This is a genomic window from Pseudomonas atagonensis (genome assembly GCF_011369485.1).
Classification (GTDB): domain Bacteria; phylum Pseudomonadota; class Gammaproteobacteria; order Pseudomonadales; family Pseudomonadaceae; genus Aquipseudomonas; species Aquipseudomonas atagonensis.
On the sequence record NZ_VXCA01000003.1, the window covers coordinates 287,448 to 303,287 of the forward strand.

Sequence of the window (15,840 nt, forward strand, 5' to 3'; positions counted from 1 at the left end):
CATGAAGAAAATCCTCTGCGCCGAACGCCCTGACTGGAAACAGACGGCCGAAAGCCTCGGCTTCCTGTTTCACACCATCGATGACGAACCGTACTGGGACGAAAGCGCGTACTACCAGTTCACGCTCGCGCAGATCGAAAACGATCTCGAGGATCCGACCACCGAGCTGCACGAGATGTGCATGGATCTGGTCGACCGCGTGGTATGCAGCGAAGAGCTGATGGATCGCCTGAGCATTCCGGCGCCGTACTACGACATGATCCGCACGTCCTGGCGGGAAGGTCATCCGCATCTGTATGGGCGCATGGACTTTTCCTACAGCGGCAACGGCCCGGCGAAATTACTGGAGCTCAATTACGACACGCCGACCAGCCTCTACGAAGCGGCGGCGTTTCAATGGGGCTGGCTGGAACAATGCATCGAACGCGGAACGCTGCCGCGCCATGCCGACCAGTTCAATAGCATCGACACCAAACTGCATCAGGCTTTCGCCGAGCTACAGCTCAAGCGGCCATTCTATTTCGCCTCGATGAAGGACTCGGTCGAGGACAAAGGCACCACCGATTACTTGCGCCTGATCGCGGAAAAAGTCGGCATCGAATCGCGGCACATCGACATCGAAGACATCGGCCTGACGGCTGAAGGTCGTTTCGTCGATCTTGAAGATCGCTGGATCCCGCACCTGTTCAAACTGCATGCCTGGGAGTTCATCTTCCACGAACCGTTCGGTGCAGCGATTGCCGAAGGCGACACGCAGTTTTTTGAACCGGCGTGGAAAGCGATCCTGTCGAACAAAGGCGCGCTGCCGCTGCTGTGGGAATTGCACAAGGGCCATCCGAATCTGCTCGCGGCGCATCTCGATCCGAATCCGTCCAGCTCCGTACCCAGGGGCTGGGTGCGTAAACCGTACTTTTCACGGGAAGGCGCCAACATCGAACTGCAGACCGCTGAAGGGTTGATCGTCAAAGAAGGCGGGCCTTACACCGATGCGCCGTTCATCCTCCAGGAGTTTGCACCACTGCCGAAGTTTGGCGACAGCTACACGCTGATCGGCTCGTGGGTGATCGGCGATCAGGCAGCCGGGATTGGCGTGCGTGAGGACAACAGTCTGATCACCAAGGATTCCAGCCGGTTTTTGCCACACCTGATTCTCGACTGAAGCGAACGCGTCAATTTTCAGCAACAAAAAAACCGTAGCGCTCCCGCGCTACGGTTTTTTCCGCTGCTGTGGTTAAGACAGCTCAGTCGAGCGAGTCGGAGTGTCCGTTGCGAGCTTGTCCTGGGCCGTTTCCGACGTCGAGATACCGGCCATCCTGCGTCGCGAGATCTCTGCCCCGCGCCGGCGCAGTGGCATTTCGACAAAGCGATAGTTCAACTCGCTGCAGATCACCATGATCGCAAACGAGGTGAGCAACAATTCCACGGTGAACTCAGCCCCCAGTGGCACACCCCGTTCACTGGCCACTCGGCTCCAGATTTCGGTACTCAAGTGGTAGGCGAACATGTGTATGACATACAAGGCATAGGATCGCGACCCCAGCCATTGCCCAAGTCCGCTCAAGATCGCCGGGCAGTAGATGTAGCCTTTTTGATAACTGGAGAGCCAGACCAGAATTAACGCAGTCACCGCAATCAGCCCGACTGCGATTGGCACACCGATCATTTGGCCGGCGATGGCGCCGAGCATGTAAAGCAGAAACAGCGTGATGCCCAGCCGCTTGAACAGGCTGCCAGACAGCGCCACAGGCTCAATATCCTTGTACAAGGATGTGCGTGTGAACAGGCACAACAGAATGCCCCACATCATCGCGTCCAGACGGAACGAAAAAAGCATGGGCGCAGGTGGTGTACCAAAGCCATTGCGATCAAGAGGGAATTGCACGGCAATCAGCGCGATCAAGACGATCACCCGCCAGCGCGTAGAGGTGATCAACAGCAGGAACAACGGGAAGATAAAGTAGAATTGCTCCTCCAGCGCCAGACTCCAGTAAACCGAGTTCGGCCCCAGCAGTACGCCGTACTGGTTTGCCAGATTGCCGGAGAACGTGGCGACAGCAGTGAAACTGCGCAAATTGTCGAACCACGACTGGAAGGCATTCGACTGGTTGAAAACGATCGAGAACACCAGTGGAATCAGCACCCATAGCCACGCAGTGGGCAGTAAACGATAAGCTCGGCGAATCCAGAACGAGGTGGCGGCCAAACCGAAACGGTTCTGTTCGCGATTCTTGTCGAAATAATCGAGATAGGCCTTGCTGACCACATAACCTGAGATACAGAAAAAGAGGTCCACCCCTGACCAGGGTGAAAACACGTTGAGCAGCTTTGACATGAATGGGGCATGGAAGGGCAGCAACAGGGTGCTGTGTGCCATCACTGTCATCAGGATGGCCATGCCGCGCAGGTACTCGATTTCCTTGTTCTTGCTACTGCTCATTGTTTTCTCTTGTTTTTGTGATGGAACAGCCCTAATCCCGGGGAGCCTGCTGTTGCAAAAAAAACGACTGAAATCGTCAGTCGCCGGGACCGATCATGGATCGGCTTGGCGCGGCCTTCAAGGCTCAACGCGAAACTTTACTGCAAATGACATTGAGACCGACTGGTCAAGGCCTGGACAGCAGGCCACTTCACGCCCGCCAAAAACGAAGAAACCCCCGCGATGCGGGGGTCTCAGGTCTAAACCTTACTAAATAGTCTTGGTTAGGAATTAGAACGGTTATGCCTACCTTAAAACAGTAAGAATCACGAATTTCCTTAGAAAACAAGCACTAGGCTGTATCGACAGCATTTCTGTTCAGTTTTTGGTCAAAAAATCGGACATCCATGCGTATCTTTTTACATCTCGTCTTGTGTTTGAGACGAGGCGAACCTCCTTCAAGGGGAGAATCGCCCAGGCTACGGATCCCAAAGGGTAGCTTCACGACGTGCTGATGCGAGGTTGGGTGGCTGTTTATTTGAGTAGACCAGCGCTCTACCGTGTCAGCCAATCTCAAGATCAACTAGCAACGTTGGTATTTTTAGCAGAGGAAACAAATGCGTCAACAAAAAAATTTAAAAATAAAAGGGACACCCTGCTCGACCTCCGCGACCGGGCTATCTGAGCACTTGATAGATCAATAGCAGTAATCGGGTGTCTACGAGAACTATGGCGACGAGTCAGAAAAACCAAACCTCTGCATCGCCTGATACTCACACTAAACCCTGTTATTCCTAGGGCTGTCGAACATATCGACCTTGCTCAGCCTTTGTTCGCTGGGAATAGCTGTACCGCGACGTTTTCGGTGACCTAGTTACGCTATGTGTTCGTAGTCATCCGGAGTAATGCTTTAAATTCTCGTAAGATTTCGCCCTCTGGCATAGTTTTGGGCAATTCGAGTATATAGTCTACTCGGGTGAGTTCGCCATCTGATAGGAACCAGCGGCGACTTTGTCCTTTGCCTCCTTGACAATCTATAACAAAGTACAGGTAAGTATTCATATTGCAGCCTCTACTATGAGAGGTCAGGGTTAGATTACACTCCAAATGGCCTGTATTGTCCTCACCCTCCAAGCACCAAGCCGAACGAAGCGTTATTTGCTCTTCAAGGCTGCCAGCCCCAAGCTTATCGAAAGCATCGCTCAGCATCTGATCCGTTAAACCATAGGCAGAAAGACCAGATACATCGCCAGGTCGAACTCCCCCTTTGCCTGCAGAGCTATTGAAGGCAGGTAGAAAGTTAACGCCAAACTCCTTGGCTATACTTCGAGCATTTAAACAGCGCATATTTATACTTTTAAGGGAAGAAAAATATTGATGCCTCGAGTTCCATTGACACTCTGCCTCCCCTCTATTTAATTTCCAGCGCGTAACTTCATTACCCTCCACTATCTCTGTCGCTTCGACATCATAATAAATTTTTGCACCATTAATCGCAGCGTGTAAAAACTCGACTGTACTGAAGCTAGTACTTAATCGAATTTGCATTGAATCGAACTCGACAATCCCTAAACTAGTTGACCCTGATACGTCAAATCCGATTTTGTGTCCAAGCTGACACTCCTCAGTATGTCTTTGGAATAGGCTATAGCTCCCTAAAGCTCTTATATTAAAACTGTATGTCTCGCCCGTGTGGATATGCTCTCCTGTTACCTTGATGGCACTAAGCGCATAGCTTAGTTTCACATAGGCCTTTAGAGAACCTAGTTTTTTTAGCCCTTTAGAGTGAGCACTAATGGTTTCCTTCAGCTTCTCGGCTGCGCGCAACCTATCTTCTAAAGGTAGCTCAAGAGAAACAGCTTTTTGCTCACTGAAAAACTCGTTAACATAATAGTTAAGAGCTACATCATCAATTTTTGGCTTAGCAGGGAGTGCGCCATTAACTTTAATAAACGAGGGTGTCTTACTCAAAAGAAACTCTTCAAAGCGATACCGCGCAGATCCGACATTTCCAATTTTCTCGATTAGCTTGGACTCTAAGTGGGCATGAGAATTTATGACCCGCGTGACTATCTTGTGTAGCCACTTCATCTCCACCAAAACGTCAACTGTATAAGTGCTTGTAGCTGAGTCAATCAAGTTGTGACACTTAGGGCATACGTGAAGACAATTATTCGCCCCTGCCAGTTTATCTTTGTTTAACCCACCATGACCACGGGGTCCGTCTGGACTAGATGAATAAATATGAGCGCCTTGACCTCGGGGAATAGCTTTCGCCTCGTCGTCATTTCCTGAATCGCCACCTTTACCAATGGTGGGGCCATGGGCGGGTTCACCACATCCACGACGACTGCATCGATACCCAGCAAATTCAGCTTCCTGCCGACGAGTTCCAACGTTGAATTTCGGTTTTAGCTTTGGTATCTCGGTGTTCAAGGGTGTGTCTCCGACGAATACAACCCCGGTGCAAGTCTTCCAACAGTGACTCGTCACCTCTGTGCTCTGACTAAATTTAGTGGCGCTTTGGCAGGAATACTACCAGCCGAACGAGTTTGGGACTACCACCTCCGACGGTTTATAGCCTACCACCCCGGTGCTATCAGACTAAGTTATTTAAGAGCATGCATAGATATTTTTTTCACATTCTTAGACACAACTAATACAGAAATATTTTAGCAACCTGAACAATCTTACTTTACCTATCGACTTACCTCATAACATCGGATGACTTGACCGGAAACCTCGCCAACAATTTCTTTCCTTCTTCCAAACATCGCCGATGGAATCAATCGGTTTCGGATCTCGATAATTTGCTGCATTCTTTTTTTAGAATGCTAGCGGAAACTTCGGCGCATTCTATTTCTTCAAAATAAAGAAGGCAAAAGGTCCAACGCAAGAGAGGTGATTCGAATATGCAGGCTGGCAGCTTCTCAAATTTCTAGGAAGTAAGGCTACTCCAAACTCTGGGACGGTCGAAAAATAAAGATAGTTAAGCGACGTACACCTGAGCAGTGATCCGGAAATCTACTGACGAGTGAGCTCTTTCAGTCGAAAAAGGCATGGATTTTGTCGCGAGGGTCAAGGTCTCCACGCACCGTTGCATTGCGCAATCTGTCGCAACCCTAAACGCCTCACGAGCTTAGCTGTGTTGCTTGGGGGGCTGTTGCACGACCCAAAAAAAAGCTAATGTAGGCTATGGTATCATTTTGCCTCTCGCACCGAAAACGGGAGGTTTGCTGGAAATCAAGCTTTCGGTAACTTGTACCAAAAAGCGCTCGGAGCATGGGTAACGTTTTAAAAGGATAATGCCAATGGCTGTACAATTCAAAATTGCGGCGAGAGCTTTACGGCAAATAGGCGCGGAGTTAATTTCATCAGATGAAATTGCTTTAAACGAACTTATAAAAAACTCTTTTGATGCAGGCTCTCCAAGTGTTGCTATTCAATTCGTAAATCCGATACCACTTAGCGTCGCCGACGAGCTTATAAAACAGACACAGAAAGGTAAAATAACTCTTACAGAAGCATCTAACGCACTAGAGCTTCACATAAACAACACATTTCACCGTGACGAGCAAAAATCAGAGAGACAAAAAAGTTTAGTTTTATTACGAAAGCATCTCAGCGGAACAAAAAATCTTGCTGAAGCACTAGATAGGTTCCGGAACGAAGCAAATTACATAAGAATTTCCGACACAGGCGCGGGAATGTCAAAAAGCCAGCTAGAAAACGTTTTCTTAGTAATCGGCACCCCGAGCAAACTTGTAGCAAAGTCAGAGTTAAAGGAAGAAGACAAACCCATTTTGGGTGAAAAGGGCATAGGTCGATTATCTATGATGCGCTTAGGAAACTTAGCATCAGTGAAATCTACAAATGGAAATGGATGGAGCGAAATTTCGTTCATCTGGAGCAAGTTTGACGATCCTGACCTATATTTAAACGATATAAATGTAGACGTTAATCGCATAACTGGCCCGATTCCATCTATACCCCACGGCACAATTATAGAGATAACTCAACTGAGCGCTGACTGGACAGAGGAAAAGGTGTCGAATTTTGTCCGACAATACCTAAGAAGAGTACAGGATCCTTTTAAGCGAGGTAGTAAATATCCTGTAGATATCTATCTAAACGCAAAAAAAGAGCCTATTGGCGGACTCCCATCCTGGTTGAAAAAAGCAGCACAATTTTCTGCAAAATATACTTTTACCCCACAAAATCTCACAAGCAAAAACACGCTATTACGCAGAGAAATTCAGTGGCACAATTCTACTTCCGTAGAGATTCGCGAGTGGAGTTTAGAAACTTTAGCAACACAATTAGAGAGTACTCCCGACACGATTGAGTGCATAGGCCCATGGGAGCTCAATTGCTTATGGTTTAATCGTCAAAAAGTAAAGGGTGAAGGGGTAGATAGGTCAGCTAAGGACATACTCGACGAGCTGAATATCTGGTGTGGTGGGATAGCCATCTATAGGGATGGTTTCAGAATCGGCAAAACTGGCGGAATGGAAAATGATTGGCTCGAGTGGGATCAAAGAGCACTGAAGTCTAAAGGATATACATTAAACAGATATCAAACCATCGGCAGCCTTTCTATTTCTTCCAAGCATAACAAGCGCCTGATTGACACAGCTAACAGGGAGAATCTTGTTTCTACCGAAGAGTTTGAAATAACGAAAAAAATACTCAGCGAGATTCTCGTTTATGACCTTCGAACCCATATAAATACAGTTCAAGAAATTGAAGTAAAAAAGCAGATCTCCGTCGAGACGGCAGAGAATTCTGCAAAAGCAGCGGAAACTAGTCTGTCGCGAGCGCTTTCTAATATTAAAATAATAGAAAAAACTATTCCGGCTGAAAACAAACAGCAGTTCCTTGAAATAAAAGATGCGGTACGCGGTCAGATAGACTATGTAAAAACACTGAAAAAGACCTTCGAGTTCGCCCAAGAAAAACGGATTGAATTACTGGAGCTTGCCGGTATAGGTCTAGTAATTGAAAAAGCCATCCACGAACTTGATCGCATAACCGAGCGTACGGCGGAGCTATTAGACGCGGCTGAAAAAGACACTTCAGATGGCTCAGCAACAAAGCTACTTTCAAGGCTTCGCGCTCAAGTCACAGCGACGAACAAGCGCATTCGAAGCGTCAATGCACTGAGCCCTTCTGGTCGAAATAAAAAAGAAGAATTCGATGTCTTGGTAGAAATCCGAAATTTAATTGAGACCTACAGCGCTCGCTCCGAACGGATGAATATTGAATTCATTCTTAACTCAGAGCATCCAGAGGAACAGCAACCGTTCATATTAAGAGGCTCCAAAGGGCTACTAGCTCAGGTCATGGAAAATCTATTTACTAACTCAATATATTGGTTAGATCAAGGATTAAAGGCGGGAGAAACCAGTCGTAAAATTTGGGTAGATACTGACTCCCGAGCTAGAGTCGTACTTGTCCGAGACAATGGCCCTGGAATTGATAAATCATACCAGCAAGAAATATTCAAACCATATTTCACAAGCAGAAAAAAAGGCAAGGGCTTAGGACTATATATCGCTTCCGAGCTAGCAGAATATCACGGAGGAAAGTTGTATCTAAGCTCCGCTGAAGATGATGATGGACGTCTCCGAGAATTCATACTCGAAATCCCTCTGCAATCCTTATAAGGAAATTATTTCGTGACTAACGTAGCCGTAATTGATGACGACTTCGGTCCAGCCAAATTCAGCGAACTCCCCGCCAACATTCAAGACGCCTTTCTGGACGAACACTCATCTGCGTCTATAAACGCATTAAATCTCATTGATGAACTCAAAGAGAATGATCTACCCGTCGACGTCTTTCACACTATAGAAAAATATAGAGCCGAAAATAACGTTCTTGAATTCCTCCAATCGGATGAGTTTACAACTTCTATATTTTTGAAATCTCACGATGAGATTCTTGAGGGCGAATTAAAAGGCAGCTACGCAGACTCTCCTTTTGCTGCCTCACGTGAGGATGCCAGCGCTCTTAGAGAAATATTTAACAACGCCTTCGGAGCTGAAAATGTAACCTATTTCGCGGACCGAAATGCTGATATCGACGTTATATCAAAAGTTGATTTTTTGATTTTAGATCTTTTCATAAAAACCCCTGAAGACTTCATCCATGACATAACGGCATTTCTTAAATATTTAGTCCAACATTGCGACCAATTGCCTCCCATTCTATTAATGTCCAGTCATGCGGAATTAAAGCACAATCTAGGTAAAATTCGCAGCATTGCTGAAATAAGTGCTGCTGGAATGGTAGCACTCTCAAAAAGAGAAATCAGAACCAGCGCTGGCGTTGACGGAGTTAGACTGATGTGGGAACAACTCCATCATCAGCGAGTTGCCGCTAGCAAAACTAAAACATTGATTAGCGCATGGAGCGCAGCTCTCGAAAACGCAAAATCCAACGCATTAGAAACGATATGGAGCCTGGATGCCTCCGCAATGCAACAGTTCCACTATACCGCATTTATCGAAAATGATCCGTTTGACGAACATTTATCAGATCTATTAAGCCGTGAATATCAATGGCATGTTGAGAACAACTCCAGTTTCCAGACATCTCTAAGCGATTTGGACAAAGCTTTACTTGGTGAAATTGACCAAGAAACCATAGAAATACTTCATAGATTCCCTCAGCATCATCCTCATGATGAAGTTAAAGCACTTTCTTTAATTCAGGCGCACTATAACTGGAGCGGAACACTCCAGCGAACAAACTTATCGAGCATCTCAGAAAAAGACCTACAAGATAATTTCAATAGAACCATTCCTTTCGGCGCCGTCCTTGCTGAAAGCAATGCAATAGCGGGTTCAAAAGCCTGGATTCATGTTACTCAGCAATGCGACCTTAACAAGCGAGACATATACACCAACTCCTCAAGCATCCTTTTCTTGCAAGTTGAATTGGTAGACGCGAATCTACCGCCGGACAAGAAAGAGAATGAAATTATTCTTACTGGCTTCCCGGCTGACGGGGGAAATTTCAACTTAAGAGTCACACCATCTCGTTTCTGGGCATCCCCGATAGAATTCTTACACCACTTTGTCACATCGCAAAAGCTTTCAGTAGTTGGCAGACTCAGAATCGACATTGCCAAGCTATGCCTTCAAGCGTTTATAAATCATTCATCGCGCCCCGCGGCATTCTCTATTCAGAATAAAACATCTGAGAGTTTTAGAGCATTTCTGGTAACGCCCGGAGAAACAGACAACAAAACAAGAGCAATGAAATATGAAGATATTAACGACTCAAGTAAGGCAAAAATAATCGAGGTAATTAGAGTCGGTAATAAAATACTATTTGCAAACGACGACTGCAATAGACTTGCTCTTTGGCTAGTGAAGCATGGCCCCGCCACCCAAGATGACAAAATAAGATCTAAATTGGCGGCTAATCTGAGACAAGGGATCACAAATATCGAAGGTACACTAGCGCATATACCCTACTCCATTTATAAAGCCAATAACTTTGAACGTTGCCTAGCCGATATTAACGGGATCCAGGTCCCTCTCAATGAGTTCAAGCTGATTTTCTTTAATAAATAACACTATTGGGCGCTCGACTAGCCGAACAAGACTAGTCGAGCTAAATTATAGAAACATGTCCAATTAGCAATCAAAGATCCGCTCGACAAACATCGCTGATAGCCGCCAGTGACTCTCCACCTGGCGGCTCATCAATCTCATTTATGACAAATGGCGCATCCCCCATCGGCCTCATCGATGCCATATGTTTCATCAATATCGAGATTTTCCTCCCATGGCCTAAGAGGGTTTCGGGGCCTGCGAGTCCTGTTTCTTAAAAGACGAGCTTCATATTCCTTTCGAATTGCGCCTACTCGCTCGGGCTTCTCCAGCTCAGTCAGCGGCTCCCCTTTAGTCCAAGTAAAAGGAGACCCTTGCTCCAAAGCTGTTTTTTCAAGTGCCTTGGCCTCTTCAAATGCATTTGGATGCCGCTCCCGCAGGCGCACCCATTCGATTTTCTGCTGAAAAAAACAAAACGTGCATCCGCTTCTGCTGCGCCACTCATAGTATCGAGGTAGTCCCACACCAGAAGATTCGAGCATCTCGAGGACGCCAGCTTTGTCTATACCGTCCGTTCGAAAAGGAAGCACGACCTTAAGATTTTCGTGCTTGGAGGAGTAACCTTCACGGTAATCTTCGTCCGATCGGATTGCGACGTATGAAAAGACCTTTTCACCTTTGGCCAGCATTGGACGTACCCATTCCTCAAAAGGAGCCAACTTCAACTGGCGGGTGCACCAACGTGTTTGTGGAGAGGGTAGAAAGTTATTGTACTCTTTCAGCCAGAACTCGAAGTCACGGCGAGGATTAAGCCGCAGGATAGGTTGCCCCAAAAAGCCTTCCAATCGTCCTAGAAACTCCTGAACTTCAGGAAGCTCTTCACCCGTATCTGTAAAAAAGTATTCAATATCAAGTTCAGGCCGTGTTTGACGTACGTAGAGTGCCAGGGCAGCGCTATCGCGGCCGCCTGACAAACCCAGCAGATGTCGCTCACGCATGTTCCGCCTCCGCTTCTACGAGTGCAGTGCCTGCCTGAGCCAACGCCGCAAGTAACAAATCGCCCTCCAACCCTGAAGACTTCAGAAGCTCGATAACCTTATTCGCTGCACCGCGAACAGCCTGTCGATCTCGGCCAGCAACCTCAAAGTCTTTAGCGACTACCGATGAAGATCCACCAGCGCCAATTACGATTGCAAAGGACTCGCGCCCAGGCTGCCTCCCTTTCACGGACACTAGCGCTTCTGCCTTACGGAAGGCGAGCGATAGATCGGCAACAGCGACTAGAGCGGCGTCGACATCGAGATCGGTCCAATCCCTGGGTGGCTTATTCACAGCAAGACTTAGTATTCCTTCTATAGACTTGGTCGAACCATCGCGCTTGCGGAGTCTTGCGGCGAATCCTTCTAGACGAAGGTCTCCTGTAACCTTAGCCATGTACTCGGCACGCGCTCTCAGTTCAGGATCATCACCCGCTTTGCCATCAACAGCGTCGGCAAGACGACTATCAACTTTTCTCAGCATTTCAGGATAGGCCGCTAGCATCTCCTTCAATGGAGGCTCTAGCCGATCGCAAATATCCGTAGGGACAGCGGCTAATGCTTCGGGCAGATCTATAAAAAGTAATCTGTGAGGGTCAGATGCTTTCAGTAGGATGTCGCGAACGGCGCGAGCTTCGGGAGATATACGCTGGGTGCGGCGAGCCCACATCGGAAGAGAAAAGGCCAATGCAACAAGGGCCCTGGCTACTTCAAGAGGTGTATCACTTGCGGTACTGAAGCCACAGCCTGCCAACATTACTGACATCGCTCCTAGAGCTAGCCTTCTATCGACATCTTCGTCAACCCAACGCAGCGAAAAGCGGTTCGCGTCCTGCAACATTTCGTCAACGTCAACATCAGTGAGCCTCGGCTCGAATATGCCATCGCGGTATACAGCAACCTTGTCGGCATGGGCGAGCATAAACGCCACGGTTAGGACCGGCATAAGTCCATTTTTCACACCATAGGGAGGCGCGGCCCATAGAGCATGCAATTCCTTTATCGCGATCGTCCCCGCGATCCGCGTCGAAACCATCTTCAGCGCCGCACTCCACAACGGGTAAAGGCTCCTACCATCGGACTTTTTGGGCGGACAGAAGCGCCAACTACCATCCTGATCTTTATGATGTAACCCAGTGGACGATAGAAGTGTCTCGTATAATCCTCGCTCAGCTGGGAAGCCTTCTATCCCGAGGTTTTCCTCAAAGCCATTGCCGACCATCCGGTGAAGCAAGTCGCGGCGAGCTTTCACGCTATTGGCGGACAATGCATCCCGATTAACAAGCTCGCTCCACACTTTGGGAGCCTCCCCGAATATCTCACTTGCCATCTCAGAAGCCAGAGAGGATAGAGTGTCGGAGCCTTTTTGCGCCCCTCTCAACCTCCAATCTGCGCTGCTGATGGCATCTCTGAGTGCCTCCTCGAGTGCACCTTTGACCGACGAAAGTCGAGCACTTACCTCGCGTCGTGCAACCGAGTCTCCCTCTAACTCAGGGCGACCTTCGAAAACGATTCGAAGAGACAGAAGCTCAGAGCCAAGATCGGCGATCAATTCATGGTTTGGGGGTATACCAAAAAAAATTGGACATTTAGGGTCAATCGGTAAATCAGTCAACGCCTTGATGGCGTCCTCTGTAGTTGAGTGCCGTTCAGGCAAAACTAGAGCGAGACGACCAAACTCTCCCCCTTCGGGGTGATACGTTTTTGCGAGGCGCTCTGCTTCTTGGACGGTATGCATAGAAACACCGAGCCATCGAAACGTTCCCGTTTGGTTGTAGTGCCGCTTAGCGATAACAGGATGAAGATTCGTTACCGCAGTTAACGTTTTCATATCTGCGGATACGAATGTCGCTCTTGCTTTCGAAACGGCTTCATCAATATCAAAGTCGCTACCCTCGAAAATTGTCCAGGCCCCAACGTGCTTTCTGTAGATAGCAACACGCCAAGTAGACAGCTGTTCAAGCATTGCACCAACTTCAACAGGAGAATATTGAGGCAGCACTGTCCTGAGTACGTCATCGTCTGCAGCAAGACCAGAAACGCTCCGGAACATGTCAATCAGTGCGAGGGATTTCGCCAACGCCACTTCAGCGTCTGCCCCCCCTTTAGATACGGTTCTTTCTACAGCCTCGACAGCCTGAGCCCAACGGTGACCGTCGGGCGATGCCAAAATAGCCTGTTCCAGGTTCGCCCTCAGATAATCCCAAAATCTTTCAGGGCCGTAAGCAACTTGCCCATCCCATTGAGCAAGAAAGTCCTGAAAACCGTAAGGTTCAAGGGAAGTCAAAAATCCAAACACACTGCGCTCGTTTTGCCCAAACTGACGGCGCGAGGCAGGCCCTAGAAGCGCTGCGGTCACCGGATGAAGGGGCCAGCAATGATCCAAGAGCTCCCCCATACCAGAACCAACAGCTGGCCGACGTCCGGAGATAGCCAACCCGACGGCGTTACTTGCTCCCAAAGTGCTGGGATGAGGTGTCTCGCATTGAATGGCTCTTCCGATAAGCTCAACAACCTCATCACCGGTCGCAACGAAGGAAACGTCAGAGAAACGCCCTTGGACCTTCGCCCACTCTTCTCTAGCCTCGATACCTAAACGAGATGCGTATTGCCGAAATGCTTGATGAAGTATACCCACTACGACTAATTTGCCTTGGCAGCGTGCAGCAGTCTCGGCCAAGTCTTGAAAGAAATGGACATCGTCGCCGCCGGTAGCCGAGGCTTCTAAAAATTTGCCCATTTCATCGACGATTAACAAGACGCCTGCACGTTCTACACGTGCGGCCTCAAAAGCCAAATCCGTGACAAGACTCTCGGGTTCCGAGTGGCCCTCATCTTTTCCAAGAGCCTTTTCAAATGCCCTGGCGATTTCAGTAGTCACGCTACCGCGCTTTCCAACTACCGGGATGACCAGCCATTCAGCATCGTCTGCCGCAAATGCCTCTTGGAAATGCGGAATCTCTCCCACAACACCGGCTACTTCCTGTCGTAGCATCTTGTCATTTGAGACAGCTGCTGCAAGTACGAGCGCAAGCGATGACTTGCCCCCGCCGTAGGGCCCCGTCCATGTAAAGGCGCGCTGATTGGTACCTGCGATCTGCCTCGTCATCACGGAAAGAGCTTCCCGGGCAGTATCAGTCAGAAGATAACCTTCTAAGGCATCGGGCCGGCCAAGATCTGCGTCGATCCGTACTGACCGACGATAGTGCCTCGTGATTCTCACGCGAGATTGATCAGAAGCGACAATTAGCTCATTGGTCATAGGATTTTCTCAAAAGCTTGGACATCAGCAACTCATGATCGAAATCGCCACGATGGATTTGGCGAAGCCCTGAGGTGTCGGACCACCGGAGTTTGCCTTCCGTAAGGTCAGCGAGGGCAAACAAGCGCTCAGCCACAGACTCCTCGTCGAGCTTGAAGACCCGTCCTGGAGAGCCCTGCGCGTAAGCTGCTGCTTCAATGGTCAGAGAAGACTCGGCTCTTCGCTCATTCGTCCAATAGTCGAGAAGCGCCCATGCAAAGAAAGCGTCCGGCAACGTCGACTTGGGGCCACGACGAAACGAGAAAACTCCTTTGCGCTCCTCTTGAAGCAAGCCTAGCTCTGCGAGCATAGATTCAGCGGCCTCCTCGACCGAGGCCGATGCTGCTTTGGGAGCATAGCCACGCAAGCATGTATCCAAATCCCTGCTCAACGTAGCTTGGGACAGTTTTTTCCCTTTAGCCGCTGAGAGCGCGTATTTGGTGAGAGTGGGGAGGGCTTCGTCTCTGCTAAACGACTGTGCCGAAAACAGATTAAATAGCCAGTACCACGTTGTAGCTCGGGTACCACGACCTGCGAGGCACCAATGAGCATGCCATGCGGTAACTGGATTTTCAGAATACGGATCGAAACCATTTTCTCCGTAAATCGCCCGTCCAACAGGTGTGAGAGAAAAATGGCGGCGCGAATCATCTTCAGCTATCACATCGCATGCGAGAGCCCAATGCTTGATGGAGGCGACCATATTTCTACCGACGCCAAAATCGGCGATAGCTTTCTCATCGGAGAAGGTGCTTTTGGACAGGTGACCATCAGCATCAGCCATATCCACGGCCTTTTTAAGCCACATCTGGCGGAGCGGGAAGGTTTCATGCCCGGAGAAATGGGCATCTGTTTTGCCAATCGGAATAGACGTCATTGATCCTTTTTCCACGCTGGTGACCCTCTCCAGCCGAAAAGTGCCACGCTGGTGGACTCATCCAGTCGTCCCGGGTCGAATGAGGCGCATTGTATCCTTGACCACTCTCTATGTCTGCCAATGAGCATTTCAAAAAAAGCACTAAGGCTGCTAGATGTTGAGGTAAATCCAATTAAGCCTGCAAATTGAACAAGTAGAGAAGGAGCCTTTCGCCGATAGCGGTCACTGCCATTCGTTGGAACTTGCTACATGAACGGCTATGGCGTCTCAGGTACCCCAACCAACAAAAAGGGGTCCAGAGTCTTCAAGGTCGCGATGGGTGCGAAGAAAGCCCAAGAGTCAATACCCCAAGGAAGCACGGAATCGGCGGAAGCCGGAAAATTGAAAAGCCAGAAACGGCGAATCCCGCTCTAGGCGGGATTCTCAGCCGTCGATTGCATGCGTTCGATGGGGCAGGACGCTGTTACCTGGCACTGGGCCATCTGACTTTCATCAGAAGCGGGGTGCGATCTGAAGATCCCTGTAACCCACCCTGTGGTTCACGCCTAGGCGCATGTCAACAATAGTCAATCCATAATCACTATGTCAATCATGTTGTCACATCCTGGAGCACAGAGATTCACTGCAGATCATCCCTCAGAGACTTA

The 15,840-nt window shown here is 48.8% G+C and carries 8 protein-coding genes; 3 read left to right on the forward strand and 5 right to left on the reverse strand.

Annotated features, from left to right (window positions below; genetic code table 11):
• Position 1: 1 nt before the first annotated feature.
• Positions 2-1,159 carry a glutathionylspermidine synthase family protein gene (locus F2P67_RS02535; RefSeq protein ID WP_166216958.1) on the forward strand — a complete coding sequence of 386 codons (1,158 nt, stop codon included), beginning with the start codon at positions 2-4 and terminating at the stop codon, positions 1,157-1,159.
• Positions 1,160-1,231: 72 nt separating this feature from the next.
• Here F2P67_RS02535 and F2P67_RS02540 read toward each other — a convergent pair whose 3' ends face one another.
• Complete coding sequence (locus F2P67_RS02540; RefSeq protein WP_166216960.1) at positions 1,232-2,437, reverse strand: acyltransferase family protein; 1,206 nt, start codon at positions 2,435-2,437, stop codon at positions 1,232-1,234.
• Between the two features lie 858 nt (positions 2,438-3,295).
• Positions 3,296-4,852: a hypothetical protein gene (locus tag F2P67_RS02545; protein ID WP_166216963.1), complete on the reverse strand. Its 1,557-nt coding sequence runs from the start codon at positions 4,850-4,852 to the stop codon at positions 3,296-3,298.
• An 875-nt stretch (positions 4,853-5,727) separates the two neighbouring features.
• Between F2P67_RS02545 and F2P67_RS02550 the strand changes: the two genes are divergently transcribed.
• Together F2P67_RS02550 and F2P67_RS02555 are read left to right on the forward strand one after the other, a co-directional pair.
• Positions 5,728-8,082 carry a sensor histidine kinase gene (locus F2P67_RS02550; protein ID WP_166216965.1) on the forward strand — a complete coding sequence of 785 codons (2,355 nt, stop codon included), beginning with the start codon at positions 5,728-5,730 and terminating at the stop codon, positions 8,080-8,082.
• Positions 8,083-8,094: 12 nt separating this feature from the next.
• The gene (locus tag F2P67_RS02555) at positions 8,095-9,999 is read left to right on the forward strand and encodes a hypothetical protein (protein WP_166216967.1); all 1,905 of its coding nucleotides are present in this window, start codon (positions 8,095-8,097) and stop codon (positions 9,997-9,999) included.
• 137 nt (positions 10,000-10,136) lie between these two features.
• Here F2P67_RS02555 and F2P67_RS02560 read toward each other — a convergent pair whose 3' ends face one another.
• Genes F2P67_RS02560 through F2P67_RS02570 form a run of 3 tightly spaced genes read right to left on the reverse strand, consistent with a single transcriptional unit; the run spans position 10,137 to position 15,193 of the window.
• A complete protein-coding gene (locus tag F2P67_RS02560) occupies positions 10,137-10,976 on the reverse strand; it encodes a phosphoadenosine phosphosulfate reductase domain-containing protein (RefSeq protein WP_166216970.1) in 840 nt (279 codons plus the stop codon).
• On the reverse strand, positions 10,969-14,277 hold the full coding sequence (locus tag F2P67_RS02565) for an ATP-binding protein (protein ID WP_166216972.1): 3,309 nt from the start codon (positions 14,275-14,277) through the stop codon (positions 10,969-10,971). Before F2P67_RS02565 ends, F2P67_RS02560 begins: the two co-directional genes overlap by 8 nt.
• A complete protein-coding gene (locus tag F2P67_RS02570) occupies positions 14,267-15,193 on the reverse strand; it encodes a DUF4007 family protein (protein WP_166216975.1) in 927 nt (308 codons plus the stop codon). The genes F2P67_RS02565 and F2P67_RS02570 overlap by 11 nt, the downstream gene beginning before the upstream one ends.
• Positions 15,194-15,840 lie beyond the last annotated feature (647 nt).

Excerpts from the sequence above, each read along its gene's own strand:
- F2P67_RS02550 (WP_166216965.1), top strand. The coding sequence starts at position 5,728 with ATGGCTGTACAATTCAAAATTGCGGCGAGAGCTTTACGGCAAATAGGC.
- F2P67_RS02560 (WP_166216970.1), bottom strand. The coding sequence starts at position 10,976 with ATGCGTGAGCGACATCTGCTGGGTTTGTCAGGCGGCCGCGATAGCGCT.
- F2P67_RS02565 (WP_166216972.1), bottom strand. The coding sequence starts at position 14,277 with ATGACCAATGAGCTAATTGTCGCTTCTGATCAATCTCGCGTGAGAATC.
- F2P67_RS02535 (WP_166216958.1), top strand. The coding sequence starts at position 2 with ATGAAGAAAATCCTCTGCGCCGAACGCCCTGACTGGAAACAGACGGCC.
- F2P67_RS02570 (WP_166216975.1), bottom strand. The coding sequence starts at position 15,193 with ATGACGTCTATTCCGATTGGCAAAACAGATGCCCATTTCTCCGGGCAT.
- F2P67_RS02540 (WP_166216960.1), bottom strand. The coding sequence starts at position 2,437 with ATGAGCAGTAGCAAGAACAAGGAAATCGAGTACCTGCGCGGCATGGCC.